Source organism: Pseudomonas sp. HLT2-19-2 (assembly GCF_054898005.1).
Genome location: NZ_CM142712.1, coordinates 1,591,029 through 1,617,962, shown reverse-complemented (window position 1 = coordinate 1,617,962; position 26,934 = coordinate 1,591,029). Strand labels below are relative to the sequence as shown.

The window sequence follows — 26,934 nt, the reverse complement described above, 5'->3', positions numbered from 1 at the left end:
TATCCCGATGGCCACGGAACAACAAGGCACGCTCGAAATCAATGCACCGTCCCTGCCCAAAGGGGGCGGCGCGATTCAAAGCATCGGCAAGGGATGGGGCGCGGTGGGCACCAGCGGGGCGGCGTCCCTGGAGCTGCCGCTGCCCATCAGCAACGCGCCCATCCGCGGCATGGCGCCTGCACTGGGTCTGGGTTATAGCAGCGATGTGGGTAACAGCCCGTTCGGTATCGGCTGGCGAATGACCATCAACACCATCACCCTGCGCACCACCAAGGGTGTGCCCAGGTATGACGGCAGCGACCTGGTGGTCGGCCCCGGCGGTGATGTGTGGATGCCCGAGAAGGGTGACGATGGCGAGATTCTCTTCAGAGAGGTGTCCGAATACAACGACGTTAAAAATCTGGGTAACCATCGTGTCGTGCGTTATTGGCCGCGGGTCGAAGGTTCCTTCGATTTGATCGAGCACTGGACCAACATCGACCATCCCGGCAACCCGGCGGGGTTCTGGTTGCTCCACGGAGCCGACGGCAGCCTGCACTGCTATGGCAAAACCGAAGCCTCGCGCCGGGCCGATCCTAACGACAAAACCCATGTCGGCGTCTGGATGATTGATGAAAGCCTCAACCTGCGCGGCGAACATGTGGTGTATGAGTACCAGGCTGATGTCGAAGCGCCGGTCGCACCGCAATTTCGCGACTACCGCGCCCAGCGTTACCTGTGTCGGGTCTTGTACGGCAACGCCGTGGCATCTGCCGACCTGTATTCATGGAAAGCCAACGGCTGGAAAGACGAGCAATGGCATTTCCACCTGCTATTCGATTACGGCGAACGCAGCGCTGACCTGACGCAAGTCCCCACCTATCTGCCGGTCAACGACTGGCAAGTACGCAGCGATCCCTTCTGGAACTACGCCTACGGTTTCGAACTGGGCACCCGTCGTCTGTGCCAGCAGGTGCTGATGTTTCATCAGTATGTCGATGAGCTGGGCGCCGAGCCGGTGCTGGTCCAGCGCCTGCTGCTCGAACACCGCCAGAGCCCCCTCGGTTACAACCATCTGACCGCCGCCCACATCCAGGCTTATGACAATCAGGGGCAGATGGAAAGTCGCCCGCCCATGGAGTTCGTCTACAACCCCTTCGAGCTCGATCCGGCGCGCGAGGGTTATACCGAGTTTCCAGACATGCCCGGTCTCAATGACGGGCAACATTATCAGCTGGTGGACGTGTATGGCGAAGGGATGCCCGGTGTGTTGTTTCGCATTGACCAGGCCTGGTATTACCGCGAGCCCCTGCGCGCCGAAACCGGCGATGACGCTGTGCATTACGGCGATTGGGCGCAATTGCCTCACATTCCGGTGGCCGATAGCAGCAAGCCGATTCGCCAGTCCCTCAGCGACCTGAGCGGCGATGGCAAGCTCGACTGGGTGATCGCCCGTCCCGGCCTGTCCGGTTTCTTTACTCTCAATCCCGACCGCACCTGGTCGAACTTCGTGGCCTACGCGGCATTTCCCACGGAGTTTTTTCATCCCATGGCGCAATTGGCAGATCTGGTGGGCGACGGCTTGACCGATCTGGCCCTGATCGGCCCTCGCAGCGTGCGCCTGTATGCCAGCCGTCGAGAAGTCGGGTTCGCCAACGGCACCGATGTGCCCCACGATGACGATTCATTGCCGTTGCTGAGCAATGCCCAGACCGAATTGGTGGCTTTCAGCGATGTGCTGGGCAGCGGTCAGCAACACTTGATCCGCATCCGTCACAACGAGGTCAAATGCTGGCCGAACCTGGGTCATGGGCGGTTCGGCAAAGGCTTCGTGCTGTGCGCCCTGCCCTTCGACTACGCCGAGTTCGACGCCTCACGGGTGCAGTTGGCGGACCTCGACGGCTCGGGTGCCGTTGACCTCATCTATCTGGAGTCCGACCATTTCCGGGTGTTCATGAACAACAGTGGCAACGGCTTCGATCTGACATCGGTCGACATGCCGTGGCCCGAGGGCGTGCGTTACGACCGACTCTGCCAGGTCAGCATCGCCGACTTGCAGGGGCTGGGTTGTTCCAGCCTGATCCTGACCGAGCCACACATGGCCCCCCGGCACTGGCGCTACGATTTCGTCAAGGCCAAGCCTTACCTGGTGAATGCCACCTACAACAATATGGGCACCGCCACCGGCGTGACCTATCGCAGCTCGGCCCAGGAATGGCTGGATGAAAAGGCCGAGTTGATTGCGGCTGGCAAAGCCCCGGTATCGCACCTGCCGCTTGCCATGCACCTGGTCAGCCAGCAGACCCAGCTCGATGAAATCACCGGCAATCGACTGACCCAGTGCTTCACCTATCGCAAAGGCTTTTACGACGGTTTCGAGCGTGAGTTCCGCGGCTTCGGCCTGCTGCTGCAAACCGACACCGAAGCCTCGGACGTCGAACGCGCAAGTGAGGGTTTCACCGCGCCGATCCTCAGCAAAACCTGGTTCCACACGGGCAAAGCCGTGGACATGCGGGAGGACGATTACTACGCAGGCGACCCCGAGGCCGTGGATCTGCGCGAAACCTTGCTGCACGAATACCACCTCAATGACGCGGCCGGTCGGTCTATCGTCCCCGATGAATCACTGGCCCGTGAAATGGCCCGTGCCCTCAGCGGTTCAGTGTTGCGAACCGAGCTCTTTGCCGCCGACGATGATCCCGCAACCGCCGTGCCCTGCACGGTGGCAGAGAACCGTTTTCTGATCCGTGAATTGAGGCCCAAAGGTGACCACCAGCCGTATGCCGTGCTGCAACCTCTGGCATTGGAAAGCATCGCCTACCACTACGAACCTGTACTCGCCGACGACCCGATGTGTCAGCACACGATAAATCTTGCGTGGGACAAATTTGGCGCGCTGACCCATGGGTTTACCGTGCATTACGCCAGACGCAAAACCGTCGATGACACGCCACCCTTTATCATCTGCGAACCCGGTGACGAGCGTGATGAGTGTTATGAAAACACGTGGTGGGTGGATGCTCATGACGACGCCCAACAATGTTGGTACCTGAGCCAGGTCAAGGCCGAACACTACAATCTCGAAGCACTTCAAGGCTGGCGTCTGGGCCTACCTTACCGCCAACGCAGCAATGCGCTGGTCCTGAAAAAGGATGAACTCAAACCTGAGGACATCCACTACCAGTACTTTCTTGAACAGAGTGAAGACGAGGGGCAATGGGCAGCTCAAGCAGTGATGACGGGCCTGTCCTTGCAACGCTACCAGAACCCCGCCACCGGTGACCTGCTGGACCCGGATCCGGTAAATATCATCTTCCAGGCTTGCCCCGACTATCAGGAAACCGCCGAACTGGATGCCACCGCCCTGAATGCCTACGACAAGCTCAAGGACGAAGACGGCAACATGCCGTTCAACCTCAAGGAAAAGCTCGAATCGCCTGAAGTGGGTTACCACATCATGGAGTGGTTCTTGCCTGATTCCGAAGCGGGCGAACCGGACGACCCGACTGACGCCAAAAACTACTTGTGGTCGGTACGCAAAGGATTTCCCACTTACCACAAGCTGGAGGGGTTCTATAACGTTGAAAAATTCCAGCAGACCAAAAGTCACGGCATCACCACCGTCACTTACGACAAGCACTGGTGCCTGAGCACTGCCGTAACATTGCCGGACGGTTGCACCACGCAGATTCTGGGCACCGACTACCGCACGTTCCTGCCTGCGGCCATTGAAGATCCCAACCGCAATATCCAGGAAGCCCGTTACAACGCATTCGGCGAAGTGTTGGTGACAAGCTTTCATGGCACCGAATTGGGCGTCGAGGTGGGTTTCGAGCCGCTTGCCGAGTACCAGCCACCGGCTGACCGGAGCCCGGACACGGCCATCGCCGCGCCCAAGGACGCTATCGGCGACTACGCCACGGCGACTTTCTCCGCCCCTTTTAGCTGGATGGGCCAAGTTCCAAAAACCACTTTGGAACCCTGGCTGGCCTGGGCTAGGACTGAAGGCTTTGTGCTGCCCAGCGGCCACATTCGCACCCGCGCCCGTTTGCACCTCGAAGACCTGCAAACTCCTTCGTCGGACGGGCTACTGCTACAAAAATACATCGACGAGGCCCATCGAGAACCGGTGCATGTCGCGACCTTGCAGGCCGACCGTTACCCCGGTGACCCCGAACTGCAAATCCGTGTGGCCATCGCCTGTTGGGATGGTTTCGGCCGATCCCTGCAAGCCAAACAGGAGGTCGAGCCGGGCATGGCCTGGGTGGCGAGCGACAAGGGCGAGCTGGAACTCGACGAAGCAGGACGCCCCAAGGAAGCACATGCGACGCGGCGCTGGCGGGTCAGCGAACGGGTCGAGTACAACAACAAGGGAGAAACGGTGCGGATTTATCGACCGTACTTCGCGAACGTGTACCGCTACATCAACGACGAGGCGATCCGCGAATCCGGTTTCCACGATCAACAGTTCTACGATGCAGCCGGCCGGCCGACGCACACCGTGCTGGCGAAAAAAATGCCGCAAGGTGAACACTCGGAACTCAAACCGTTGCGCCGGGAACAGCGCTACCGCTGCTGGTACACCATCGCCTTCGATGAAAACGACTTGTTTGATCCGCCACCCGCGCAACGGACAAAAAGGACCGGGGGATGAACAGTGTCCATCGCCATACCCCAACCCTGAGCGTCACCGACAGCCGCGGCCTGCCCGTGCGCCAAGTGAGTTATCTGCGCCGAGTGGTCATCGATGCCCCCGTCGCGCACATCACCCGCCAGCAACACGACGCAGCAGGAAGGCAGGTGGCGCAACGCGACCCACGCTTGAAGGTGCCCAACCTGGTGACCCTTCACAGCCTGTCCGGGGCGGCATTGTGCACGGACAGCGTGGACGCCGGATGGCGCCTGGGTTTGCCGGGCGAGGCACAGCAAGCCGTGGAGAACTGGGATGGACGAGGCAGTCATTGGCGCATTGAGTACGACGAGCAACGGCGGCCTGTGGCCATTCTTGAAGAGACCAACGGGCAACTTTCGCAGACTCTGGAACGCCTGAGCTACGCCAACGCCGATGCCGAGTTCGCCGCCCGCAACCAGTGTGGCCAGTTGATTCGCCATGACGATCCCGCCGGTGTTGTGCTGTTCAATCAACACGCCCTGACCGGTGAGGTGATCAGCCTGACCCGGCGTTTTCTGCCCGATGCGCAAATGGCCGATTGGCCCCTGGATGAAGCCTTACGAGACGCCTTGCTGGAGCCCGACAAACGTTATGTCACCCGCCAGCGCTACAGCCCGCTGGGCGAGTTGATTCGCCAGACCGATGCCGGTAACCATCAGCAACGCTGGAGCTTCAACCGCGCCGGCCAACTCAACGGTATTGAATTGACCCTCAACGGCAAGGACGCACAGGCACTGCTCACCGCCACGGACTACAACGCCGCAGGCCAGTTACTCAGCCAGACCGCCGGCAACCGGGTCACCACCCTCGCCACCTTCGAACCCGACAGCGGCCGACTGTCACACCTGAGCGCGGCAGCCCCGGGCAAAGACCTGTTGCAGAGTCTGAGCTACAGCTACGACCCCGTGGGCAACATCTCCCTGCTGATGGACCACCTTCAGACCGTAGGGTATTTCGCCAATCAGCGAGTAGCGCCCGAAACCACCTACACCTACGACAGCCTTTACCAGCTCGTCAGCGCCAGTGGCCGTGAAGCCGTTGGCGCGAGCATCCGCCCGGGGCTGCCCGAGCTGATCAGCCCCATCGATCCGAGCCTGCTGCTCAACTACACCCAGGAATACGAATACGACGAGGGTGGCAATCTCACCGTCCTGCGCCACCAGCGCTCAGGCAACCACTACACCCGAACGATGCGGATCGCCGACGACAGCAACCGCGCCCTGCCCTGGCAGGAAGGCGACCCGGATCCGGACTTCAGGACCCGCTTCGACCATAACGGCAACCTGCAAACACTGATGCCCGGCACGCAGCCCATGACCTGGGACGGGCGCAATCAGTTACAGGAACTGATCACCGTCCAACGCGACAATGCTGCTAACGATGGTGAGTACTACCGCTACGACAGCCAAGGCGCACGAGTGCGCAAAGTCCACCTCGCGCAGGCCAAAACCGTGGCCCATCGCCGGGAAGCGCGTTACTTGCCCAGCGTGGAAATCCGCACCCTGGACGACAGCGAAGAACTCCACGTCATCAGTGTGCCAGTGGGTTACGGCAACGCACGTTGCCTGCACTGGGTCAAGGGCAAACCCGACCTTATCGAGGCCGACCAACTGCGCTACAGCCTTAACGATCATTTGGGCTCCAGTACCCTGGAACTGGACAAAAATGCCACCATCATCAGCCACGAAGGTTACTACCCTTACGGCGGGACGGCCTGGTGGGCGGCTCGTTCAACAGTGGAGGCCGACTATAAAACCATCCGTTATTCGGGCAAGGAGCAGGACGCCAGTGGTCTGGTGTATTACGGGCTGAGGTATTTGGCACCGTGGTTGGCGCGGTGGATCAATCCGGATCCGCTGGGGGCTGTGGACGGGTTGAATGTGTACCGGATGGTGGGGAACAACCCGATCAATTTTGTTGATGCCACGGGGGGAGTCAAAGCCCAAGCCCCTCTACCCCCTCAACAAACCATCATTTCGATGGGCTCTGCGCCACCGTCCCGTACCAGCTCGATTGCAGGCAGTACGATGAGCCTCTCTGGCCCTGTGCTGGTAGACAATCCCGCAGAGAATCCCCCCGGCACGCTGCCGCCTGAGCCTGAGCCTGTGGGTTCACGGTTGAAGCGAGCTGCTTTGTGGGCCGTTAACTCGAAAGTCGGGCTAGCCTTGCTTCCGGTTGCGACTTCGGGTCCTGCTAACGCGGCGGTCGTTGCTACAATTGTCACCGCCGCCACACAGGTCCTGGTACACGCAACTGTATTTAATCCGGGTTGGTCACCCCCTGGCACTTGGGATCCGCACGGGGATGGATCAATCCCCCCTCCCAACGTGACCCAAGCTGCCAACAGCACCTTTGGCATGATTAACGCCAGCGTAACCCTTGCCGGGGCAGTGGCCGGAGCTGTGTTGGGCCCGATAGTGGGCGGCTATGTCGAGGAGCTCAGAGGCACAAAGGCAAAAGGTGAAAAAAAAGCCCAGGCCGCTGAAATGATCACCACAATCAACAGACTGACTGCCGAGCAACGCTTGTTAGAGAACGTGACCAAGAAGGCGCAGGACTCGCTCCATGAGCAGGTACTGGAAGTCGAAAGTTTGATCGGCATTACGTGGAACACCATGGAGATGCTCAAGAAAATTCAAAATCTGAGGCCTCCAATCGACAGTGCGAGCGGCACGTCCTCGCGTCGAAGCTCGGTTTTCTCTCAAAGTTCCGGTAGCGGCAGCGTTCGCCAAAGACCACAACTAAACCGGACACCGCTGCGCTCCAGTAGCAGTTCCATGCAGAGCGCTCGTCCTTAACAAATAGGGCATTCGGGACTCCAGAACTTCTGGTTTCCCTTTTCTCTTACGGCGGGCACACCATGCTATGGTGCCCGCCCGACTTTCTACCTGTTTGCGCCAGCATGCTGCCGACTTCCCGTACCGTGCGTTTGTCGTTGTATACCCTGTTGATCCTCGCCGGCGCGGCCCTCGCGGCCGGTTTGGCCATCCGTCACGCCGAGCGTCAGGCCTTGGTGGAAGACGCTGCCCGCGCCAATCAACAATTGGCGTTGTACGCGACGTCCCTGCATACCCTGATCGATCGCTACCGCGCCCTGCCCGCCGTGCTGGCGCTGGACCCGCAGTTGCGTTCGGCGCTGGCCGGCCCGGTGAGCGCCGAACAGCAAGCGGCGCTCAATCTGAAACTGGAAAAGATCAACGGCGCGGCGCAGTCCTCGACCCTGGAACTGCTCGATCACACCGGCCTTGCCGTGGCGGCGAGCAACTGGCGTTTGCCCAGCAGTTATGTCGGCCACAATTACGGTTTCCGCCCCTACTTCAGCCAGACCCGCACTCAGGGCACCGGGCGTTTTTACGCGGTGGGCGTGACGAGCGGAATTCCCGGCTACTTCCTGTCCAGCGCGGTCACCGATGACAACGGCCAGTTCCTCGGCGCGATGGTGGTGAAACTCGAGTTTCCGGAACTGGAGCGCGAGTGGCGTCAGGGCAGCGACACCCTGCTGGTCAGTGATGCACGCGGGATTATCTTCATCGCCAACCAGCCGGGCTGGCGCTATCGCTTGTTGAAACCGCTGGGTGACAGCGATCACGCCGAACTCAAGGCCACCCGCCAATACGACAAACAACCGCTGACACCGCTGGAATATCAATCGGTTCGGCGCTTCGACGACAACAGTGATCTGTCGCGGGTCGTGGGGCCTGACGGGACAGCAAATTACCTGTGGGAATCGCTGCCGCTGAGCACTGAAGGCTGGACCTTGCATCTGCTGCGCCGCCCGCAAGTCGCTTTCGAAGACACTCGCAACGCCGGGCTTGCCGCCGCCGGGCTGTGGCTGGCGGTGGTGTTTCTGTTGCTGTTTCTCAATCAGCGCTGGCGTTTGGCCAAGCTGCGCCAGCGCAGCCGCGAGGAACTGGAGCAACTGGTGGAAGAGCGCACTCGCGACCTGCGCACCGCTCAGGACGGTCTGGTGCAATCGGCCAAACTCGCCGCACTCGGCCAGATGTCTGCCGCGCTGGCCCATGAAATCAACCAGCCGCTGACCGCCCAGCGTATGCAGCTTGCTACTCTGCGGCTGCTGCTCGATCACGGTCGGGTCGATGACGCCTACAAGGCGCTCAGGCCGGTGGATGACATGCTGACGCGCATGGCCGCCCTCACCGGTCACCTGAAAACCTTCGCCCGCAAAAGCCCCAGCGGTTTACGCGAACGCCTGGACCTGGCGGCAGTGGTCGACCAATCGTTGCAACTGCTCGACACACGGTTGCGCGATGAACAGGTCAGCACGGTGCTGCACCTGACGCGCCCGGCGTGGGTGCGCGGCGATGCGATTCGTCTGGAACAGGTGCTGATCAATTTGCTGCGCAATGCCCTGGACGCCATGCAGGACAAACCCTGCAAACGCCTGGAAATCCGTCTCGAAGCCGACGAACAACTCTGGCGCCTGACGGTCACCGACAACGGTGGCGGCATTGCCGAAGAGCACTTGGCGAACGTGTTTGATCCGTTCTTCACCACCAAACCGGTGGGTGATGGCCTGGGCCTCGGGCTGGCCGTATCCTTTGCCATCGTGCATGAATCGGGCGGACGGCTGAGCGCCGACAATCATGCAAACGGCGCGGTGTTCACCGTGACGTTGCCTATCGACCTGGAGGCGCCTGGCTCATGCTGAATTCCGTGATGGTGGTGGACGACGAAAGCAGTATTCGCAGCGCCGTCGAACAATGGCTGAGCCTGTCAGGGTTCGAGGTGCAGTTGTTCAGCCGCGCCGATGAATGCCTGGCGCAGTTGCCCAAGCATTTCCCCGGCGTGATCCTCAGCGACGTGCGCATGCCCGGCATGACCGGCCTGGAACTGCTGGCCGAGGTTCAGCGCCGCGATGCCGACTTGCCGGTGATTCTGTTGACCGGCCACGGCGATGTGCCGATGGCGGTCGACGCCATGCGCGATGGCGCCTATGACTTCCTCGAAAAACCCTTCAGCCCCGAAACGCTGCTGAGCAGTTTGCGCAGGGCTTTGGACAAGCGCCGGTTGGTGCTGGAAAACCGCGCCTTGCACGAGCAGGCAGACAACCGCGCCAAACTCGATGCGACGCTGCTGGGCGTGTCCCGTGGTTTGCAGACGCTGCGCCGGCAAGTGCTGGACCTGGCGGCGCTGCCGGTCAATGTGTTGATTCGCGGTGAAACCGGCAGCGGCAAGGAGTTGGTTGCCCGTTGCCTGCATGACTTCGGGCCACGCGCCGACAAACCGTTTGTGGCGCTGAACTGCGCGGCGATTCCCGAGCAGTTGTTCGAGGCCGAGTTGTTCGGCCACGAGAGCGGCGCGTTCACCGGCGCGTCGGGCAAACGCATCGGCAAACTCGAATACGCCGATGGCGGCACGCTATTTCTCGATGAGATCGAAAGCATGCCGCTGGCCCAGCAGGTGAAATTGCTGCGGGTGTTGCAGGAGCAGAAACTGGAGCGGTTGGGCTCGAATCAAAGCATCCGCGTGGATTTGCGAATCATCGCCGCGACCAAACCCGACTTGCTGGACGAGGCCCGGGCCGGACGCTTTCGCGAGGATCTGGCCTATCGGTTAAACGTGGCCGAGTTGCGACTGCCGCCGCTGCGCGAACGGCGTGAAGACATTCCGTTGTTATTTGAGTCGTTTGCGCAGAACGCAGCCGAGCGTTTGGGGCGTAGCTTTCCACCGCTGAGTGGTCCGCAGTTGAGCCATCTGCTGAGCCACGACTGGCCGGGCAATGTTCGCGAACTGGCGAATGTTGCCGAACGTCAGGTATTGGGACTGGGCGAGCCGGAACCGGTGGGGATCGATCCCGGGCAATCGCTGGCGGCGCAGCAGGAAGCGTTTGAAGCGCATTGTTTACGCGCGGCGTTGACCCGGCATAAGGGCGATGTGAAAGCGGTGTTGGAAGAGCTGCAACTGCCGCGCCGGACCTTTAATGAAAAGATGCAGCGGCATGGTCTGACGCGCGAGATGTTCCTGCCCGAATGATCGTTCCCACACAGTGTAGGAACCATCAATAGGCGGAAATCCGCTCACTCACATGTAAACGCTGAGCGACTATCCGCTCAATAAAACGTCCTACCCCCTCTAAACCGGCACTCCTCCCCTTGGCACAGCTCCTGCTATAGCCCAAGCAGGCTGCGTTTCAACACGCTCCACAAAAACAATTAAATGAAGGATCCATCATGGATAACTCACAAACCCTGCCTCTTGGGTCGACAGCTTCGTCTGCCAAAGAAAGAACCACTGCCAGTCGCATCAAATCGATCTTCAGCGGCTCTGTCGGCAACATGGTCGAGTGGTACGACTGGTACGTCTACGCCGCGTTCTCCCTGTACTTCGCCAAAGCCTTTTTCCCCAAAGGCGACACCACCGCGCAACTACTGAACACTGCTGCGATCTTCGCCGTGGGCTTCCTGATGCGCCCGATCGGTGGCTGGTTGATGGGCCTCTACGCGGACCGCGCCGGTCGCAAGAAAGCGCTGATGGCTTCGGTGTACCTGATGTGTTTCGGCTCGCTGCTGATCGCCCTGAGCCCGGGTTATGAAACCATTGGCATCGGCGCGCCGATCCTGCTGATTTTCGCCCGTTTGCTGCAAGGCCTGTCGGTCGGTGGCGAGTACGGCACCTCGGCGACGTACCTCAGCGAGATGGCGACCAAGGAACGTCGCGGCTTCTACTCCAGCTTCCAGTACGTGACCCTTATCTCCGGCCAGCTCATCGCCCTGGCGGTGCTGATCGTCCTGCAAAACGTGCTGACCACCGAAGAGTTGTATGCCTGGGGCTGGCGTATCCCGTTCGCCATCGGCGCGCTGTGTGCCGTGGTCGCGCTGTACCTGCGTCGCGGCATGGAAGAAACCGAGTCGTTCACCAAGAAAGAGAAGGCCAAGGAAAGCGCGATGCGCACCTTGATGCGTCACCCGAAGGAACTGATGACCGTGGTCGGCCTGACCATGGGTGGTACGCTGGCGTTCTACACCTACACCACGTACATGCAGAAATACCTGGTGAACACCGTCGGCATGAGCATCTCCGACTCCACCACTATTTCGGCGGCGACGCTGTTCCTGTTCATGTGCCTGCAACCGATCATTGGCGGGCTCTCGGATAAAGTCGGTCGCCGGCCAATCCTGATTGCCTTCGGTGTTCTCGGAACGCTGTTCACCGTGCCGATCCTGACCACCCTGCACACCATCCAGACGTGGTGGGGCGCGTTCTTCCTGATCATGGCGGCGCTGATCATCGTCAGCGGCTACACCTCGATCAACGCGGTGGTCAAAGCCGAACTGTTCCCGACCGAGATTCGTGCACTGGGCGTTGGTTTGCCGTATGCGCTGACCGTGTCGATCTTCGGCGGCACCGCCGAATACATCGCGCTGTGGTTCAAGAGCATCGGCATGGAAACCGGTTACTACTGGTATGTGACTGCGTGTATTGCCGTGTCGTTGCTGGTGTACATCACCATGAAAGACACCCGCAAGCATTCGCGGATCGAGACTGACTGAGTCCGCAATCGACACAAAAAAGGGGCAGACCTTAGCCGGGTCTGCCCCTTTTCTTTGAATAGTCACAGTCCCCCAGTAGGAGCGAGGCTTGCCCGCGAAGGCGTCGTGTCAGCCAACATCAATGCTGAACTTGAAATCGCCTTCGCGGGCAAGCCTCGCTCCTACTGGGGGTCTCGTCGCTGGAAATAACTAATTCATCCTTACACTATGAACGCCCTCCGCACACCTCCCAGGAATTTACTCCATGCCCGACGATATCCATTTCTACGAACCGGCCAACGGCCACGGTCTGCCGCATGACCCGTTCAACGCGATCGTTGGTCCGCGTCCCATTGGCTGGATTTCCTCTCAGGACGCCAATGGCCACCTGAACCTGGCGCCTTACAGCTTCTTCAACGCGTTCAACTACATTCCGCCGATCATTGGTTTTTCCAGTGTCGGGCGCAAAGACAGCCTGAACAACATCGAACAGACCGGCGAATTCGCCTGGAACCTGGCGACCCGTCCATTGGCCGAGCAAATGAACCAGAGCTGTGCCATGGTCGCGCCTGAGGTCAACGAGTTCGAACTGTCCGGGCTGACGCCGGCAGCGTCGAAAATCATTCAGGTGCCACGGGTTGCTGAAAGCCCGGTGTCCTTCGAGTGCAAGGTCACGCAGATCATTCAGTTGCAGCGGGCGGACGGCGAAGTGGTGCCGAGCTGGCTGATTCTCGGCGAAGTGGTCGCCGTGCATATCGCCAAGTGGCTATTGAAGGATGGCGTGTACGACACCGCCGCGGCAGAACCGATTCTGCGCGGCGGCGGGCCAGCGGATTACTTCCAGCTGGGGCCAGAGGCGTTGTTCAAGATGTATCGGCCGGGAGCGAAAAGGTAATTACCAGATCAGGTCGCCGTCTTCGCTGACGCCTTTGAGGCGTGTCAGTTCCAGCGCGGCGGCTTCATCGGCATCGCGGGCAGTTTTGAAGGTTTGCTCTTCGAGCAGCTTATGAAAGCGCGGCGCACCCGACCCACCGATGGCTTTGGTGGCGATTGCGGCGTAATAACCGCCTTCACGAGGTACTACGGCAGATACGGCTTCGAAGGTTTCAAAGGCTTTGCGTGCCATGGCGCGGATCCTGGCTAATTGAAAGTTGAGCCATTAAACCCTCAACCGGCCAGTTTGTGTACCGGTGCCTGTGGGTGGCTGAGCGCCTGGCCCACCGAGACATCCTTGAAGGTATGGAAATCCAGGCTGTTGACCATCAGTTCCTGGATCAACACGGCAAAAATATCCATGGCCGGGCTGTTGAAATACGCCGTCATGGCCTGTTGATTGATCCAGAAACCAGACACCAGCCACAACTCGGGATCGCATTGCGAATGCTGCAGGGCAAAGCTCAAGCAACCCGGTGCGCTGCGAGACGGCTCGATCAAAGCGCTGAGGCGCGCACCGAGTTCCGCTGAACGCCCGGCGCGGGCACGGACAAAGGCCATATGACTGACGGGGATCTGCGTAGACATGTTTAACCCTCCCAGGTACTCGAGTGGCAGCCATGGGACGGGCTGCGACAGGATCCAAGGTTAAGCGCCCGGACGCCGCGCCGTTAGTCGATTCCTGCCGGCGTGTTGCACAATCCTGCGAGGCTACATCCCGTACCTGTAACAACGTGCAAAATCCTGTCACAGGACTGAAACACGACTTTCAAGCAAGTTTTCCCGACCATGAGCTGCCAAAGCAGCGCAACGCTTTAACCCCGTGCAGAATCAGGCAAGCTTCTGGCAGGATGTGTCTACCGCGTTGTCTTGCACAAACTTAAGCTCGGCTCATTATCAACGCCTCACCGAGGATGCCCAGCATGTCGTCGCTCGATCATTTTCAAGCCCCGCTGGACGCCGACATGGAGAAACAGCGCACGGAACTGGCCGCCATCATCCGCCGCAACACCCAGGAGGATGGCAGTTATGCCACTGCCGTCGGCTCGCTGTTCATGTCGCGCCATAGCCAATCCCATAACTTCGCCCCCGTACTTGCCCAACCGGCCTTGTGCATCATGGCTCAGGGGCGCAAAGAGGTCAGGCTGGCGGATGAATACTTCAATTACGACCCGCTAAATTACCTGGTGGTGTCGGTCTCGATGCCCCTGAGCGGGCGTGTGGTGAACGTCTCGCCCGAGGAACCGATCCTCGCCGTGCGGCTGGACATCGACCCGACGGAAATCACCGCGCTGATTGCCGACGCTGGTCCCTTGGGCGTCCCGACCCGCCCCACCGGCCGCGGCCTGTATGTCGAACAAATCGACACCGCAATGCTCGACGCCGTGCTGCGTCTGGCCCGGTTGCTGGAGACCCCGAAAGACATCGCCATGCTCGCGCCGCTGATTCGTCGGGAGATCCTCTATCGGTTGTTGCGCAGCAAACAGGGGCATCGGCTGTATGAAATCGCCATCGCCAACAGCCAGAGCCACCGCATCAGCCAGGCGATCAAATGGCTCAACGGCAACTATGAACAGCCGCTGCGCATCGATGATCTGGCGAAGGAAGTGAACTTGAGCGTGTCGACGCTGCATCACCGGTTCAAGGCGATGACGGCGATGAGCCCGTTGCAGTATCAGAAACAACTGCGCCTGCAAGAAGCGCGGCGGTTGATGCTGGCGGAAGGGTTGGAGGCTTCGGCGGCGGGGTATCGGGTGGGGTATGAAAGTCCGTCGCAGTTCAGCAGGGAGTACAGTCGGTTGTTTGGGGCGCCGCCGCTCCGGGATTTGGCGCGGTTGCGGTTGACCGTGTAGCTGAATTGAAACGCCCCCTGTAGGAGCGAGGCTTGCCCGCGAAGGCGTCGTGTCAGTCAACATCTATCTGAATATGAAATCGCCTTCGCGGGCAAGTCGGATCGCCGCACCGCTCGCTCCTACAGGGTTGGTGGTGTTTTTAGGCGCTGAGTACGCGACAAGCCTCAGCCGGCAACGTCACCGACACCGGATTGCCAATGCTCAACCCAAACCCCTGACACGGCGTACTCAACGCCGTAAACGAAACCCCGGAACACTCAACGGTGGTTTCAATCGTCGCGCCAATATCACGCACGAACGTCACCTTACCGAGTAACCGATTCCCCGCCGTCGCCTGCGGATGCGACAGTTGCAGATCCTCAGGGCGGATCAGCATTTTGACTTTCTCCCCCACCACAATGCTGCTACAGATCGGCACTTGCAGCGCATCGCCACCGGGCAACCCAATCTTCCCGTTGCCCAGCGCCGTGGCCGGAAAGATGTTCCCCGAGCCAATGAAGTCGGCGACAAATTCGTTGGCCGGGTGCCGATAGATTTCAATCGGCGTGCCCACTTGCTGCACCCGATGCTCACCCAACACCACCACAATATCGGCCATGGTCATGGCTTCGCGCTGATCGTGGGTCACCAGGATGGTGGTGATGTTCAAGCGTTGTTGCAGCTGACGGATTTCCACTTGCATCGACTCGCGCAGCTTGGCATCCAGCGCCGACAGCGGTTCATCCAGCAGTAGAATTTTCGGGTGATTGGCAATCGCCCGGGCGATCGCTACACGCTGGCGTTGACCGCCGGAGAGTTTCGACACCGGACGGTCGATCATTTCCTGCAACTGAATCAGTTGCAGCAACTCCACCACTCGCGCCTGCTGATCGGCCTTGCTGACGCCCCGCAGTTTCAGCGGATAGGCGATGTTCTCCCCCACCGTCATGTGCGGAAACAGCGCCAGCGATTGAAACACCATGCCGAAATTACGTTGATGCGCCGGGGTGTGGCCGATGTCTTCACCGTCCAGGCGAATCTCGCCGCCGCTCAGGGTTTCGAGCCCTGCAATCATGCGCAGCAAAGTGGTTTTTCCGCAGCCCGAAGGGCCGAGAAAACACACCAGTTTGCCCTCGGGCAAATGCAGGTTTACATCTTTTACCGCGCAGGCCGAGCCGTAATGTTTCTCGACGTTTTCCAGAATCAGACCAGTCATGTTGCACCTCAAGAATCAGAACGAAACGCCACCTTCACCGACCAGCTTCTCCAACGCCCAGATCAGGACGAAGTCGATCAGCACGATCAGCACGGCAAACGAGAAAACGGTGGGGTCGAGCGAAGACACGGTGCGGCTGTACATCCAGATCGGCACGGTCATGACGTCGATGGTGTAGAGGAAATAGGTCACGGTGAATTCGTTGAACGAAACGATGAACGCCAGCAGCATGCCCGCCAGAATCCCCGACTTCATCAGCGGCACCACCACATCGACAATCGCCCGGGTCGGTGAAGCGCCAAGCATCTGCGCGGCCTCTTCGACTTCACTGCCGATGGAGAGCATCGCCGCCGTGCAGTTTTTCACCACGAACGGCAACGCCAGGATCACGTGAGCAATCACCAGCCGCGAGGTGGTCATCTGGAACGGCAGGCTGTCGAACACCAGCAGCAACGCCAGCCCCAACACCACCATCGGAAACACCAGCGGCAGCGACATCAGTTGCAGCGCGACGGCTTTGCCGCGGAACTCGCAACGTGTCAGCGCGTAAGCCGCCGGCACTGCAATGATCGTTGCAAACACCATGGTCAGGCACGCCACCATCAGGCTGGTGGTCATGGCCTTGCCGAGGCTCAGCACATCGCTGGAATCCGGCGACACGAAGGTGTTCCAGGCAGCCTTGTACCATTGCAGGCTGTAGCTGCTCGGCGGGAAGTCGAGGTTCGACGCACCGCTGAACGACATCACGATCATGGTCAGGATCGGCAACACTGCCAGCAGCAGGATGAAGCCCGACAGGATGCCGGCAAACTTGCCGGTCTCGCCGGGCAGCAGCCCATAACGTTTCTTGATCACAGAGCTCATTGCGAAGCCTCCAGCATGCGCCGACGACGGCCAGTGATGTATTCGGACAAGGTCATGATCGCGAGCGTGGTGACAATCAACACCACACCGGCAGCGGAGGCGGCGGGCCAGTTCATCAACGGGGCGATCTGGTCATGCACCATCACCGCCAGCATCGGCACGCGTCGGCCACCGAGCAGCAACGGCACCACGAAGCTGCTGGCGTTGTAGGCGAACACCAACGTCGCGCCAGTGATGATCCCCGGCATACTCATCGGCAGCACCACCTGGCGGAACACCTGCAAACGGCTGGCGCCCAGCGTGGCGGCAGCTTCTTCATAAGTACGGGCGACACCGCGCATGGCGCTGGCAATCGGCAGCACGGCCAACGGGAACGCGGTTTGCACCAGGCCCATCAGTACGCCGTTCTGGTTGTACAGAAACATGATGGGTCGCTTGATCAGGCCCAGGCCCATCAGCGCCTGGTTGAGCATCCCGCCCGGGCCGAGAATTACCAGCCAGCCGTAGCTTTGCAGCAGCAGATTGACCAGCAATGGCAGCAGCACCGCCGCGAGGAAGATCCGTCGCACGAAGGGTGAGGTCAGGCGCGACATGGTGTAGGCCACCGGGATCGCCAGCACCACCGCGATCACCGCGCTGATCAGCGCCAGACGCAGGGTCAGCAGCAAGGACTTGAGGTAATACGGTTCCAGCAATTGGGCGTAACTGGCCAAGCTGAACCCGGTCCATTCCGCGCCCTTGGTGCCCACGCTCATGCGCAGGACCAAGAGGCTGGCGGCGATCAATACGCCCAGGAACAGCATCGACGGCGAGAGGAAAAACCAGGCACGCGTCGTCGGCGAAACACCCCGATTGGTGCGCGTTGGAGCGGCGCTTACCGGATGGGTCAGAGGTTGGTGTTCCATAGCAAGGGTCTCGTCAATGGAAGATCAGAAATACTCGCGCGCCCGGCCCCCTGTAGGAGCTGCCGAAGGCTGCGATCTTTTGATCTTTTCAGAGCCACCGAAGAGCAGGATCAAAAGATCGCAGCCTCCGGCAGCTCCTACGGATCAGGAAGAAAAGATTTCCGTGTAACGACGAATCCATTGGTCATGCACGGAGGCCAGGAAGGCGTTGTCGTGCATGATCGCCTTTTCGGCAATCTGCTCCGGCGTGAGGATGTACGGGCTCTTGCGCGCTTCGGCAGAGATGATCGCCTTGGCGTTGACCGGACCGTTGTAGATGTCCTCAGCCATCTTGCCCTGCACCAGCGGGTCCAGAGAGTGGTTGATGAAGGCGTAGACCAGGTCGGTGTCGCCCGGACGATTCTTCGGCATGACCGAGAGCATCAAGTCGGTGTAGAAACCTTCCTTCATGCCGAACGTGGCGCCCAGACCGTAGGCTGGATCGCGGATCTGTTTCGGGAAGAATGCCGGTGCGTAGAGGCCGCCCATGTCCAGAGAGCCGGTGCGAAACAGTTCGGCGATCTGGTTCGGGTTTTCACCCAGGGTCACTACACGGTCCTTGAGCTCGGCGAGTTTCTTGAAGCCCGGTTCGATGTTGTGCTCGTCACCACCGGCCAGTTTGGCGGCGATGATGATGAGGTCCATGGCCTCGGTCCAGTTCGGCGGCGGCAGGAAGATGTTCGGCGACAGGTCGGCGTCCCACAGGGCGGCGTAGCTGTCCGGCGCTTCTTTAACGGTGCGGGTGCTGTAGACCAGACTGTTGCACCAGAGCAGGTAACCGATGCCGTGGCCATTAGCGCCGGTGCGGTATTTTTCCGGAACATCGACCAGGTTGGGAATGCGATTGAGGTCGGGTTTTTCCAGCAGGTTAGCCGCGGCCAGACCTTCGGCGCCGACGCCGGCCAGGGTGATGATGTCGTACTGCGGACGATCACCAGCGGCCTTGAGTTTGGCGACCATTTCCGAGGTGCTGCCAGTGCGGTCAGCGATGACCTTGCAGCCGTACTTGTCCTCGAAGGTTGCCGCGATATTGCGCAGTGCAGCAAGGCCCGTGTCATCGGACCAGGTCAGCAAACGCAGGGTCTTGCCCTGGAAGCGCGTGTCACTGGCGTTGGCCCGGATGAAGGGCATGCTCATGGCCGCCGCAGCTACCGACGCCACGCCTACGGTTTTAATGAACTGACGTCTGTTTGGATCATGCTCGCCCATGAAGGACTCCCTTTGTTTTTGTAAGTATGAGGTTGGTCGCAACCGTTGCATCCGCGCGGTCGGATCTGCTTAAAGCCCCTGGTTTCAAAGGGCAAGAGCGGCACCGACGGGTTCATCCTGAGGTCGTGCAAAACACCTGACTATCGATAAAAATTCATTGAAGCCATGACGTCAGTGCATGCCTCATCAAGAGGCATGCACTGACTGTTTTCGAGCCGTCAGAGCGCCCGAATCACGTGTTTTATTTCCTGGAAAGCCTGCAAACCCCACGGCCCCAACTCGCGGCCGATGCTGCTCTGTTTGTAACCACCCCACGCGGTCTGCGGGAAGATCACCTGCGGCGCGTTGATCCACACAAGCCCCGCCTGCAAAGCGTTGGCGACCCGATCTGCCGCCTCAGCGTCGCGAGTGACGACGCTGGCCACCAGACCGAACTGGCTGTCGTTGGCCAGGGCAATCGCCTCGGCTTCGGTGGCAAAACTGCGCACACAGATCACTGGCCCGAAGATCTCTTCACACCACAGCGCACTGTCGAGGGGCACGTCGATGAAAATCGTCGGCTGCAAAAAAAAGCCGCGCGGCAGGTCTTCAGGACGATTGCCGCCGCACATCAGCTTGGCGCCAGCACTCAAACCGCGATCGATGTGGCCGAGCACACGCTGGTATTGCGCCTGATTGACCAGTGCGCCCATTTCCACGTTTGGATCGAACGGGTCGGCCACGCGAATGGCTTCGGCGCGGGCCTTCAAACGAATAAGAAATTCGTCCGCCAGTTCATCAGCGACCAGCACACGGCTGGTGGCCGAACACATCTGCCCGGCATTGAAGAAACCACCGCCACAGGCCACTTCCACGGCCAGCTCGATGTCGGCGTCTTTGAGCACCAACAGCGAGGATTTACCGCCCAGTTCCAGGCTCACGCCTTTGACGGTTTCCGCCGCGCGTTGCATGACCTGCACGCCGACGGCGTTGCTGCCGGTGAAGGAAATCTTGGCGATACGCGGGTCGGCCGACAGCGGCGCGCCGACGGCCAGGCCAGTGCCGCAGACCAGGTTGAACACGCCTTTGGGCAGACCGGCCTCGGCGATGATCGCCGCCAGTTCCAGTTCTGGCAGCGGTGTCACTTCGGAAGGCTTGAGCACCACGCAGCAACCCGCGGCCAGGGCCGGGGCGAGTTTCCAGGCGGTGGTGACCATCGGGAAGTTCCACGGCACGATCAGGCCCACTACGCCGCAAGGTTCGCGGCGCACACGAGCGCTGAAATCGTCGGTTGGCAGCTCGACATTGCTGTCCTGCCTGGCGTCCAGACCTTCGGCCAGACCTGCGTAGTACTCGAAGGTGGCGACCACGTCATCGACGTCAATGGCCGCCTCGAACAGTGGTTTGCCATTGTTGCTCGACTGCAAGTGCATCAACTGTTCGCGACCGGCCTGCACACCCGCAGCGATTCGGCGCAGAATCGCGCCGCGCTCGGCGCCGGTGGTTTTCGCCCACTCCTTGAAGGCGTTGGTCGCCGCAGTGACGGCTTGATCGACGGCCCGCTCATCGCCGCCATTAACGGTGGTCAACAGGGCCTCGGTCGCCGGGTTGATCACGCGTAAATGTTCGGTGCCGGCCGACCATTGGCCATCGATGAACAGGCCGTCGAGGGCCGTTGGGAAAGTCATGCGGAAACTCATTTCGACACCGCCTTCATCCACGAAGTCTGATCGATTTCAATCAGGGTCGGACCCTGGCGATCGGCGGCGGCGCGCAGTGCGTTGCGCAGTTGTTCGACACCGTTGATGGCTTCGGCTGCACAGCCCAGCGCCTTGGCGACACCGATGAAGTCCGGGGTGTAGATGTCCACGCCAACCGGCTCGATGGCGCGGTTGACCATGTATTTCTTGATCTCTTCGTAGCCCTGGTTATTCCACAGCAGGACGATCACCGGGGTGCGTGCTTCAACGGCGCTGGCCAGTTCCGGCAAGGTAAATTGCAGGCCGCCATCGCCGATCAAACAAACAACCGGAGGACGCACGCCACCTTCAACGCTGCCGCCGAGCCAGGCGCCGATCGCTGCCGGCAAGGCATAACCGAGGGTGCCGTAACCGGTGGACGAGTTGAACCAGCGACGCGGACGTTCCGGGTTGAACGTCAAGTTGCCGGTGTACACCGGTTGGGTCGAATCGCCGACGAATACCGCGTCCGGCAATTCGTGCAGAACGGTTTCCAGGAAGCGGGTCTGGGCCAGGGTCGGAGCGTCCCAGGTGGCGGCCAGTTCGTCGCGCAAGCGTGCGGCACGGACTTGACCCCAATCGTTACGGCGCTCGGCCAGCGAGTGATGGGACAGTTCGCTCAGCAAGGCTTGAGCCGCGTTGCGCGAGTCGGCCACCAACGCGACCTTCGGCGGGTAATTACGCACAGTCTGGTCGGGGTCGATGTCCACACGCAGCAGCACGCCGGGAATCTCGAAACCGCCGGCGAAGGTGACGTCGTAATCGGTCTCGGCCAGCTCGGTGCCGATCGCCAGTATCACGTCGGCCTCGGCCACCAGAGCGCGAGTGGCGACCAGGCTCTGGGTCGAGCCGATCAGCAACGGATGGTTGGATTCGAGCATGCCTTTGGCGTTGATGGTCAGCGCCACCGGGGCGTCCAGCAGTTCGGCCAGTTCAGTCAACTCGGCCGCCGCATCGATGGCGCCGCCACCGGCGAGAATCAGTGGGCGCTTGGCACCGGCCAGCAGCGCGGTCATGCGGCTGATGGCGCTCGGCGAGGCACCGGCGCGGTCGATGTTCACCGGGAGACTGCTGAGCAGGTCGTCGGCCTCTTCTACCAGTACGTCCAACGGAATTTCAATGTGCACCGGGCGCGGACGACCTGCCTGGAACAGGGCAAAAGCACGGGCCAGGACGCCCGGCAATTCCGCCGCCGACATCAAGGTGTGGGAGAACGCCGCCACGCCGCCGACCAATGCGCTCTGGTTCGGCAGCTCGTGGAGCTTGCCGCGACCGCCGCCCAACTGGCTGCGCGATTGCACGCTGGAGATCACCAGCATCGGGATTGAGTCGGCGTAGGCCTGACCCATGGCGGTGGTGATGTTGGTCATGCCAGGGCCGGTGATAATGAAGCACACACCCGGCTTGCCGCTGGTGCGAGCGTAACCGTCGGCCATAAAACCGGCGCCCTGTTCGTGACGCGGAGTGACGTGGTTGATGCTCGAACGGGCCAGTCCGCGATACAGCTCCACGGTGTGAACCCCGGGAATGCCGAACACCTGCTCGACCCCGTAATCTTCGAGTAACTTGACCAATACTTCGCCGCACGTCGCCATGTCTTTGCCCTTCTTGTTCGTTTGAGACGCCGGGCCTGCGCAGTGTTTATGATGCGTGGGCAAGTCCAGGGATGGCCTCATTGGAACGGGCGACACGTAGCCGCAACAATGGATAAAAAATCATACTAGCCATGTCCTCACGTCATACCTTGGATCTCAATGAAACGATTGCCTCCCCTGCCGGCGCTGCACACTTTTCTGATCACCGCGCAGTGCTGCAACTTCACCCGGGCTGCCGAACAGCTGTACATCACCCAAGGTGCGGTGAGTCGGCAGATCGCCGGGCTGGAAGAACATCTGGGTTATGAACTGTTCATCCGCCAGGCTCGCGGCCTCGACTTGACCGCCGAAGGACGGGAGTGGCTGCCACGGGTGCAGCAGATTTTCGGCTTGATCGATGAGGCGGTGGAGCAGATCGGCGAGAAGCGCGAAACCCTGCAACTCAAAGCCCCAACGTGTGTCATGCGCTGGCTGTTGCCGCGGCTGGTGCAGTGGCAAAGGGAGCGCCCGGACGTGCCGGTGGAATTGACCACCACGGTCAAACACGGCGTGGACTTTCATCGCGAGCAGTTCGATGCAGCGGTAATGTACGGCGCACCGCCGGACAGTTCATTGGTGTCCCAACATCTGTTTGATGAACAGCTGACGCCGGTCTGTTCCAAGCCGTTGCTCGAAGGTCCGGTGCCGCTGCTGACGCCGGAGGATCTGGAGCAGCACATGCTGCTGCACCCGACCCGGGATGAACGAGACTGGAAGGCCTGGCTGGCAACGGCTGATATTCGCCTGAGCAATGTCGGCAAGGGTCAGCATTTCGAAACACTGGATCTGGCGATGTCGATGGCGTCCCAAGGGACCGGCGTGGCGATCGGGGACTGGTCGTTGATTGGTGATGATTTGAGTGCCGGACGGCTGGTCATGCCGTTTGACTTGAAGGTGAAAACAGGGTTGGCGTATTACCTGGTTTTCCCCGAGAAATCCGGGCCTTCGCCGAAATTGAGGGAACTGATGGGGTGGTTGGTGGAGCAGGCAAGTTCCCGTTGATCGTTCCCACGCTCCGCGTGGTAAAGCTTCCCGGGACGCTCCGCGTCCCATCAACAGCCGAACGCGGATCGTCCGTTGAGGTATTCCCACGCAGAGCGTGGGAACGATCAGGTACAGCGGGTTACCACTTCATCTCGCCCTTGGCGACTTTGGCGCTCAGTTCCAGGGAGCTTTCTTCACCCAGCGTCGGGTAGCGTTTTTTCATCGCGGCGATCAGCGCGGCGGCGTCTTTTGCCTTGGCGGTTTCTTCGTCAAAAGCCTTGATGTAATCGGCGGTGAACTGCACAGCGGCCAGCGAACGAGCGCTCTCGCCCAGGTAATGACCCGGCACGATGGTTGTAGGCTTCAAGGTTTCGATGGCGTGCAGCGTCGTCAGCCAATCGGCATGGGATTGCGGCGTCTGGGTGTCGGCCATCCACACGTGAATGTTTTCTGCGACGACGACGCCACCGACCACGGCCTTGATCGAAGGGATCCAGACAAAGGTGCGATCCGGTTGCTTGCCGTCCAGACCCACCACCTGCAGTTTCTGCCCTTCGAGCATCAGGCTGTCGCCCTTGAGTACATCCGGCACGATGGTTTTGGCCGGTACGTCGGTGCCCATTTTCGGCCCCCAGAACGCCAGTTTACCGTCGACGGTTTTTTTGATGTGATCCACGGTCGGCTGCGAGGCGAGCACTTTGGCTTTGGGGAATGCGGCGGTCAGGGTGTCGAGGCCGAAGTAGTAATCCGGGTCGCCGTGGCTGATGTAGATGGTGGTCAGTTGCTTGCCGCTGGCGCGGATTTTTTCGACCACTTGCTTGGCCTGGGTTTTGCCGAATTGTGCATCTACCAAAATCGCGTCTTTCTCGCCGCTGACCAACACCGAGGTCACCGGGAAGATCGCCTTGTCGCCCGGATTGTAGACATCCAGGGTCAGGGTCGATGCCGCCGCTGCGTGGGCGGCGAAACCGAGGGTGGCGGTGGCCAGCAAAATACGTTTAATCGAGGTGAAGCCGATCATCTGTTGCTCCGTTGTCCGAATGCCATGCTTGGCGATGGGACAGAGCTTAGTTGCATGACTCAGTACAAAAAATGCGATGCTGCAACATAGTTTGTTTCTGAAAGTGGGCAAATGATGGATCGTCTACAAGCAATGCGGGTGTTCGTCACGGTGGTTGACCTCGGCAGCCAGTCGGCCGCCGCCGATCATCTGGACCTGTCACGGCCAGTGGTTTCGCGCTATTTGGCGGAGCTGGAGGATTGGGTCGGCGCACGCCTGATGCACCGCACTACGCGCAAATTGAGCCTGACCGCCGCCGGCAGTGAAGTCCTGCCCCGTTGTCGGCAGATGCTCGACCTGTCCACGGACATGCAAGCCGCCGTCAGCGAGCCGGACGATGCGCCGCGCGGCCTGCTGCGGATCAGCGTCAGCACTTCGTTCGGTCAGGCACAACTGGCGGATGCCATGGCCGCTTACGTCAAACGTTACCCCGGCGTCAGCATCGACCTGCAGATGCTCGATCGCACGGTGAACCTGGTGGATGAGCGCATTGATCTGGCGATTCGCACCAGCAACGACTTGGACCCGAACCTGATCGCGCGGCGGCTGACGGTCTGCCGCTCAGTGATCTGCGCCTCCCCCGCTTATTTGCTCGAGCACCCGACACCACTGCGGGTCGAGGACCTGAGCCGGCACAATTGCCTGACTCACTCCTACTTCGGCAAAAGCCTCTGGCATTTCGAGGAGGACGGTGAGCAGGTGTCAGTGCCGGTGCAGGGCAACATCAGCGCCAACGAAGCCAGCACACTGTTGCGCGCGGCGATGGCCGGCGCCGGGGTGGCGATGCTCCCCAATTATCAGGCCGGCGTGCATATCCACAGCGGCGAACTGATCCGCCTGCTGCCCCATGCTGAACCCCGGCAAATGAACGTTTACGCGGTGTATGCCTCACGCAAACACATGCCGGCGGCGTTGCGCAGCATGCTGGATTTTCTGGTGCTCAGATTTCCGGAAGAGCCGGCGTGGGATGTGGGGCTTTAAGATCAAAAGATCGCAGGCTTCGCCAGCTCCTACACAACTCACTGGCGCTGACCTATGCTGAAAGTAGTACCAAAGGGTATTCGTTCAGAGGTCAACGCCATGAACATCAAAACAAGAAGATACCTCGCCATTTTCATCACCTGCGCGGCCACGCTCGCGCTGTATGGCACCGCAGCCTGGCGCGTCGAGCAGTTGCGACAGCAGCCCCGTGAATACGCGAGCTGCAACCTCGAGCGCTGCATTCCCCACAATGCGACCCTCAACGCCCTCAAGTGACGAAGGGGATCAGGCCTCGTTGTCCTGATCGGCTTTCAAACGGTCACGAAATGCCTTGGGCGAGATCCCCACTCTACGTCGGAACAGGCGCGTGAAGTTGGTCGGATCAGAGAACCCCAACACGTCGGACATCTCATAAATGGTCATGCTGGTGTAGGTCAGCAAGCGCTTGGCCTCCAGCAACTGACGCTCGTGCATGATCTGCAACGCCGGTTGTCCCGCCAGCTCACGGCAGGTGCCGTTGAGGTGGGACACGGAAATCCCCAGCCGGTGGGCCAGGTCCTCGACCTTGACGTGTTGGCGATAGGTCTCTTCCACCAGTTGGATAAAACCGTTGAGGTATTCCCGGGCACGCTGCGGACGCTGGCTGGCGTTGCGGCGGGAAATCACCTGGCGGCTGACCCACACCATGATCACGCTGACCAGCGAATGCATGAGCATTTCGCGAGCCGGTTGGTGGCCGGTGTATTCGTCTTGCAGCGCTGAAAACAGACTGTTGAGGTATTCGCCTTCATTGCCCGCCGGATAACTTTCGGCCTGCGCCAAGGCGTTCACAGCATTGCCCAGTTGCGCCTGAAGATGGGCGACCAGCGGCGCGGCAAGGGTCACCACAAACCCTTCGACGTCCTCGGAAAACCGATAGCCATGCACCGATAACGGCGGCAAAACCAGGATCGCCGGCTCGGTCAGTTGCGTATGTTTGCCTTCGATTTCAAGCTCTGCCTGACCTTTGAATACGAAGAGCAACTGGCATAAATCGGCGTGGCGGTGCGGTTTGATTTCCCACTGATGTTCGCGGCTGCGTTTGGAAATGGTTTCACAGTGCAGCAAGTCCGGGGTCGGCCAATCCAGGCTTTCACCATAGAGCTTGAACACTGGAATCGAAGGTAGGTCAGGCTTGTTCATCACTTCAATCCAGGCCTCGGGGTAGGCGGGCGATAATCGCACCGATTGGCAGAATGTACAGGTATCGGCTCAGTTTTCCCCTTCAATTGACAGACTCGCAGGGGAAAAATGCAAGCACTCGATCCATAAAAATAATTCACCGGCTATGGGCGCGTGGCGCTTGCGAGTCTTGAAAACAATGAAAACGCTGAAAACTCAAATCGCCATCATTGGCGCGGGCCCCTGAGGTCACCCCC

Annotated in this window: 20 protein-coding genes; 10 read left to right on the top strand and 10 right to left on the bottom strand. The window is 60.2% G+C overall.

What is annotated here, in order from left to right; translation table 11 throughout:
• Window positions 1-7: 7 nt before the first annotated feature.
• From ACYZTU_RS07415 to ACYZTU_RS07390, 6 genes are all read left to right on the top strand, one after another.
• Window positions 8-4,633: a SpvB/TcaC N-terminal domain-containing protein gene (locus ACYZTU_RS07415; RefSeq protein WP_461969103.1), complete on the top strand. Its 4,626-nt coding sequence runs from the start codon at window positions 8-10 to the stop codon at window positions 4,631-4,633.
• On the top strand, window positions 4,630-7,449 hold the full coding sequence (locus ACYZTU_RS07410) for an RHS repeat domain-containing protein (RefSeq protein ID WP_461969101.1): 2,820 nt from the start codon (window positions 4,630-4,632) through the stop codon (window positions 7,447-7,449). Before ACYZTU_RS07415 ends, ACYZTU_RS07410 begins: the two co-directional genes overlap by 4 nt.
• 62 nt (window positions 7,450-7,511) lie before the next feature.
• Window positions 7,512-9,320, top strand: a complete 1,809-nt coding sequence (locus ACYZTU_RS07405; RefSeq protein WP_461969099.1) for a sensor histidine kinase — start codon at window positions 7,512-7,514, stop codon at window positions 9,318-9,320.
• On the top strand, window positions 9,314-10,645 hold the full coding sequence (locus ACYZTU_RS07400) for a sigma-54-dependent transcriptional regulator (protein WP_461969097.1): 1,332 nt from the start codon (window positions 9,314-9,316) through the stop codon (window positions 10,643-10,645). The genes ACYZTU_RS07405 and ACYZTU_RS07400 overlap by 7 nt, the downstream gene beginning before the upstream one ends.
• A 197-nt stretch (window positions 10,646-10,842) precedes the next feature.
• Window positions 10,843-12,162: an MFS transporter gene (locus ACYZTU_RS07395; protein ID WP_461969095.1), complete on the top strand. Its 1,320-nt coding sequence runs from the start codon at window positions 10,843-10,845 to the stop codon at window positions 12,160-12,162.
• A 244-nt stretch (window positions 12,163-12,406) separates the two neighbouring features.
• Entirely contained in the window at window positions 12,407-13,036 is a 630-nt protein-coding gene (locus ACYZTU_RS07390) for a flavin reductase family protein (protein ID WP_461969093.1), read from the top strand.
• On the opposite strand, the gene ACYZTU_RS07385 is transcribed toward ACYZTU_RS07390, so the two are convergent.
• The gene (locus tag ACYZTU_RS07385) at window positions 13,037-13,267 is read right to left on the bottom strand and encodes a hypothetical protein (RefSeq protein ID WP_461969091.1); all 231 of its coding nucleotides are present in this window, start codon (window positions 13,265-13,267) and stop codon (window positions 13,037-13,039) included.
• A gap of 41 nt (window positions 13,268-13,308) precedes the next feature.
• The gene (locus ACYZTU_RS07380; RefSeq protein ID WP_461969089.1) at window positions 13,309-13,662 is read right to left on the bottom strand and encodes an antibiotic biosynthesis monooxygenase family protein; all 354 of its coding nucleotides are present in this window, start codon (window positions 13,660-13,662) and stop codon (window positions 13,309-13,311) included.
• A gap of 335 nt (window positions 13,663-13,997) precedes the next feature.
• Here ACYZTU_RS07380 and ACYZTU_RS07375 point away from each other — a divergent pair, with 335 nt between their 5' ends.
• Window positions 13,998-14,927: an AraC family transcriptional regulator gene (locus tag ACYZTU_RS07375; RefSeq protein WP_461969088.1), complete on the top strand. Its 930-nt coding sequence runs from the start codon at window positions 13,998-14,000 to the stop codon at window positions 14,925-14,927.
• 139 nt (window positions 14,928-15,066) lie between these two features.
• Here the strand turns inward: ACYZTU_RS07375 and ACYZTU_RS07370 are convergent, their stop codons facing one another.
• The 6 genes from ACYZTU_RS07370 to ACYZTU_RS07345 form a co-directional block, all read right to left on the bottom strand.
• Window positions 15,067-16,122 carry an ABC transporter ATP-binding protein gene (locus tag ACYZTU_RS07370; protein ID WP_461969086.1) on the bottom strand — a complete coding sequence of 352 codons (1,056 nt, stop codon included), beginning with the start codon at window positions 16,120-16,122 and terminating at the stop codon, window positions 15,067-15,069.
• 15 nt (window positions 16,123-16,137) lie between these two features.
• Complete coding sequence (locus tag ACYZTU_RS07365) at window positions 16,138-16,986, bottom strand: ABC transporter permease (protein WP_461969084.1); 849 nt, start codon at window positions 16,984-16,986, stop codon at window positions 16,138-16,140.
• Window positions 16,983-17,891 carry an ABC transporter permease gene (locus ACYZTU_RS07360; RefSeq protein ID WP_461969082.1) on the bottom strand — a complete coding sequence of 303 codons (909 nt, stop codon included), beginning with the start codon at window positions 17,889-17,891 and terminating at the stop codon, window positions 16,983-16,985. The genes ACYZTU_RS07365 and ACYZTU_RS07360 overlap by 4 nt, the downstream gene beginning before the upstream one ends.
• Window positions 17,892-18,035: 144 nt before the next feature.
• Window positions 18,036-19,139, bottom strand: coding sequence for an extracellular solute-binding protein (locus ACYZTU_RS07355; protein ID WP_461969080.1), 1,104 nt, complete (start codon window positions 19,137-19,139; stop codon window positions 18,036-18,038).
• A 218-nt stretch (window positions 19,140-19,357) separates the two neighbouring features.
• Entirely contained in the window at window positions 19,358-20,806 is a 1,449-nt protein-coding gene (locus ACYZTU_RS07350; RefSeq protein WP_461969078.1) for an aldehyde dehydrogenase family protein, read from the bottom strand.
• A gap of 8 nt (window positions 20,807-20,814) precedes the next feature.
• Window positions 20,815-22,452 carry a 5-guanidino-2-oxopentanoate decarboxylase gene (locus tag ACYZTU_RS07345; RefSeq protein ID WP_461969076.1) on the bottom strand — a complete coding sequence of 546 codons (1,638 nt, stop codon included), beginning with the start codon at window positions 22,450-22,452 and terminating at the stop codon, window positions 20,815-20,817.
• Between the two features lie 159 nt (window positions 22,453-22,611).
• Here ACYZTU_RS07345 and ACYZTU_RS07340 point away from each other — a divergent pair, with 159 nt between their 5' ends.
• Window positions 22,612-23,493, top strand: a complete 882-nt coding sequence (locus ACYZTU_RS07340; RefSeq protein ID WP_461969074.1) for a LysR substrate-binding domain-containing protein — start codon at window positions 22,612-22,614, stop codon at window positions 23,491-23,493.
• A 121-nt stretch (window positions 23,494-23,614) separates the two neighbouring features.
• On the opposite strand, the gene ACYZTU_RS07335 is transcribed toward ACYZTU_RS07340, so the two are convergent.
• The gene (locus tag ACYZTU_RS07335; RefSeq protein WP_461969073.1) at window positions 23,615-24,496 is read right to left on the bottom strand and encodes an MBL fold metallo-hydrolase; all 882 of its coding nucleotides are present in this window, start codon (window positions 24,494-24,496) and stop codon (window positions 23,615-23,617) included.
• Window positions 24,497-24,610: 114 nt separating this feature from the next.
• Between ACYZTU_RS07335 and ACYZTU_RS07330 the strand changes: the two genes are divergently transcribed.
• On the top strand, window positions 24,611-25,516 hold the full coding sequence (locus tag ACYZTU_RS07330) for a LysR family transcriptional regulator (RefSeq protein WP_461969071.1): 906 nt from the start codon (window positions 24,611-24,613) through the stop codon (window positions 25,514-25,516).
• 54 nt (window positions 25,517-25,570) lie between these two features.
• Window positions 25,571-25,792: a hypothetical protein gene (locus ACYZTU_RS07325; protein ID WP_461971214.1), complete on the top strand. Its 222-nt coding sequence runs from the start codon at window positions 25,571-25,573 to the stop codon at window positions 25,790-25,792.
• Between the two features lie 9 nt (window positions 25,793-25,801).
• Here the strand turns inward: ACYZTU_RS07325 and ACYZTU_RS07320 are convergent, their stop codons facing one another.
• Complete coding sequence (locus tag ACYZTU_RS07320; RefSeq protein WP_461969069.1) at window positions 25,802-26,698, bottom strand: helix-turn-helix domain-containing protein; 897 nt, start codon at window positions 26,696-26,698, stop codon at window positions 25,802-25,804.
• Window positions 26,699-26,934 lie beyond the last annotated feature (236 nt).

Coding starts and splice junctions, on each gene's coding strand:
- ACYZTU_RS07415 (WP_461969103.1), top strand. CDS start 8: ATGGCCACGGAACAACAAGGCACGCTCGAAATCAATGCACCGTCCCTG.
- ACYZTU_RS07410 (WP_461969101.1), top strand. CDS start 4,630: ATGAACAGTGTCCATCGCCATACCCCAACCCTGAGCGTCACCGACAGC.
- ACYZTU_RS07405 (WP_461969099.1), top strand. CDS start 7,512: ATGCTATGGTGCCCGCCCGACTTTCTACCTGTTTGCGCCAGCATGCTG.
- ACYZTU_RS07400 (WP_461969097.1), top strand. CDS start 9,314: ATGCTGAATTCCGTGATGGTGGTGGACGACGAAAGCAGTATTCGCAGC.
- ACYZTU_RS07395 (WP_461969095.1), top strand. CDS start 10,843: ATGGATAACTCACAAACCCTGCCTCTTGGGTCGACAGCTTCGTCTGCC.
- ACYZTU_RS07390 (WP_461969093.1), top strand. CDS start 12,407: ATGCCCGACGATATCCATTTCTACGAACCGGCCAACGGCCACGGTCTG.
- ACYZTU_RS07385 (WP_461969091.1), bottom strand. CDS start 13,267: ATGGCACGCAAAGCCTTTGAAACCTTCGAAGCCGTATCTGCCGTAGTA.
- ACYZTU_RS07380 (WP_461969089.1), bottom strand. CDS start 13,662: ATGTCTACGCAGATCCCCGTCAGTCATATGGCCTTTGTCCGTGCCCGC.
- ACYZTU_RS07375 (WP_461969088.1), top strand. CDS start 13,998: ATGTCGTCGCTCGATCATTTTCAAGCCCCGCTGGACGCCGACATGGAG.
- ACYZTU_RS07370 (WP_461969086.1), bottom strand. CDS start 16,122: ATGACTGGTCTGATTCTGGAAAACGTCGAGAAACATTACGGCTCGGCC.
- ACYZTU_RS07365 (WP_461969084.1), bottom strand. CDS start 16,986: ATGAGCTCTGTGATCAAGAAACGTTATGGGCTGCTGCCCGGCGAGACC.
- ACYZTU_RS07360 (WP_461969082.1), bottom strand. CDS start 17,891: ATGGAACACCAACCTCTGACCCATCCGGTAAGCGCCGCTCCAACGCGC.
- ACYZTU_RS07355 (WP_461969080.1), bottom strand. CDS start 19,139: ATGGGCGAGCATGATCCAAACAGACGTCAGTTCATTAAAACCGTAGGC.
- ACYZTU_RS07350 (WP_461969078.1), bottom strand. CDS start 20,806: ATGACTTTCCCAACGGCCCTCGACGGCCTGTTCATCGATGGCCAATGG.
- ACYZTU_RS07345 (WP_461969076.1), bottom strand. CDS start 22,452: ATGGCGACGTGCGGCGAAGTATTGGTCAAGTTACTCGAAGATTACGGG.
- ACYZTU_RS07340 (WP_461969074.1), top strand. CDS start 22,612: ATGAAACGATTGCCTCCCCTGCCGGCGCTGCACACTTTTCTGATCACC.
- ACYZTU_RS07335 (WP_461969073.1), bottom strand. CDS start 24,496: ATGATCGGCTTCACCTCGATTAAACGTATTTTGCTGGCCACCGCCACC.
- ACYZTU_RS07330 (WP_461969071.1), top strand. CDS start 24,611: ATGGATCGTCTACAAGCAATGCGGGTGTTCGTCACGGTGGTTGACCTC.
- ACYZTU_RS07325 (WP_461971214.1), top strand. CDS start 25,571: ATGCTGAAAGTAGTACCAAAGGGTATTCGTTCAGAGGTCAACGCCATG.
- ACYZTU_RS07320 (WP_461969069.1), bottom strand. CDS start 26,698: ATGAACAAGCCTGACCTACCTTCGATTCCAGTGTTCAAGCTCTATGGT.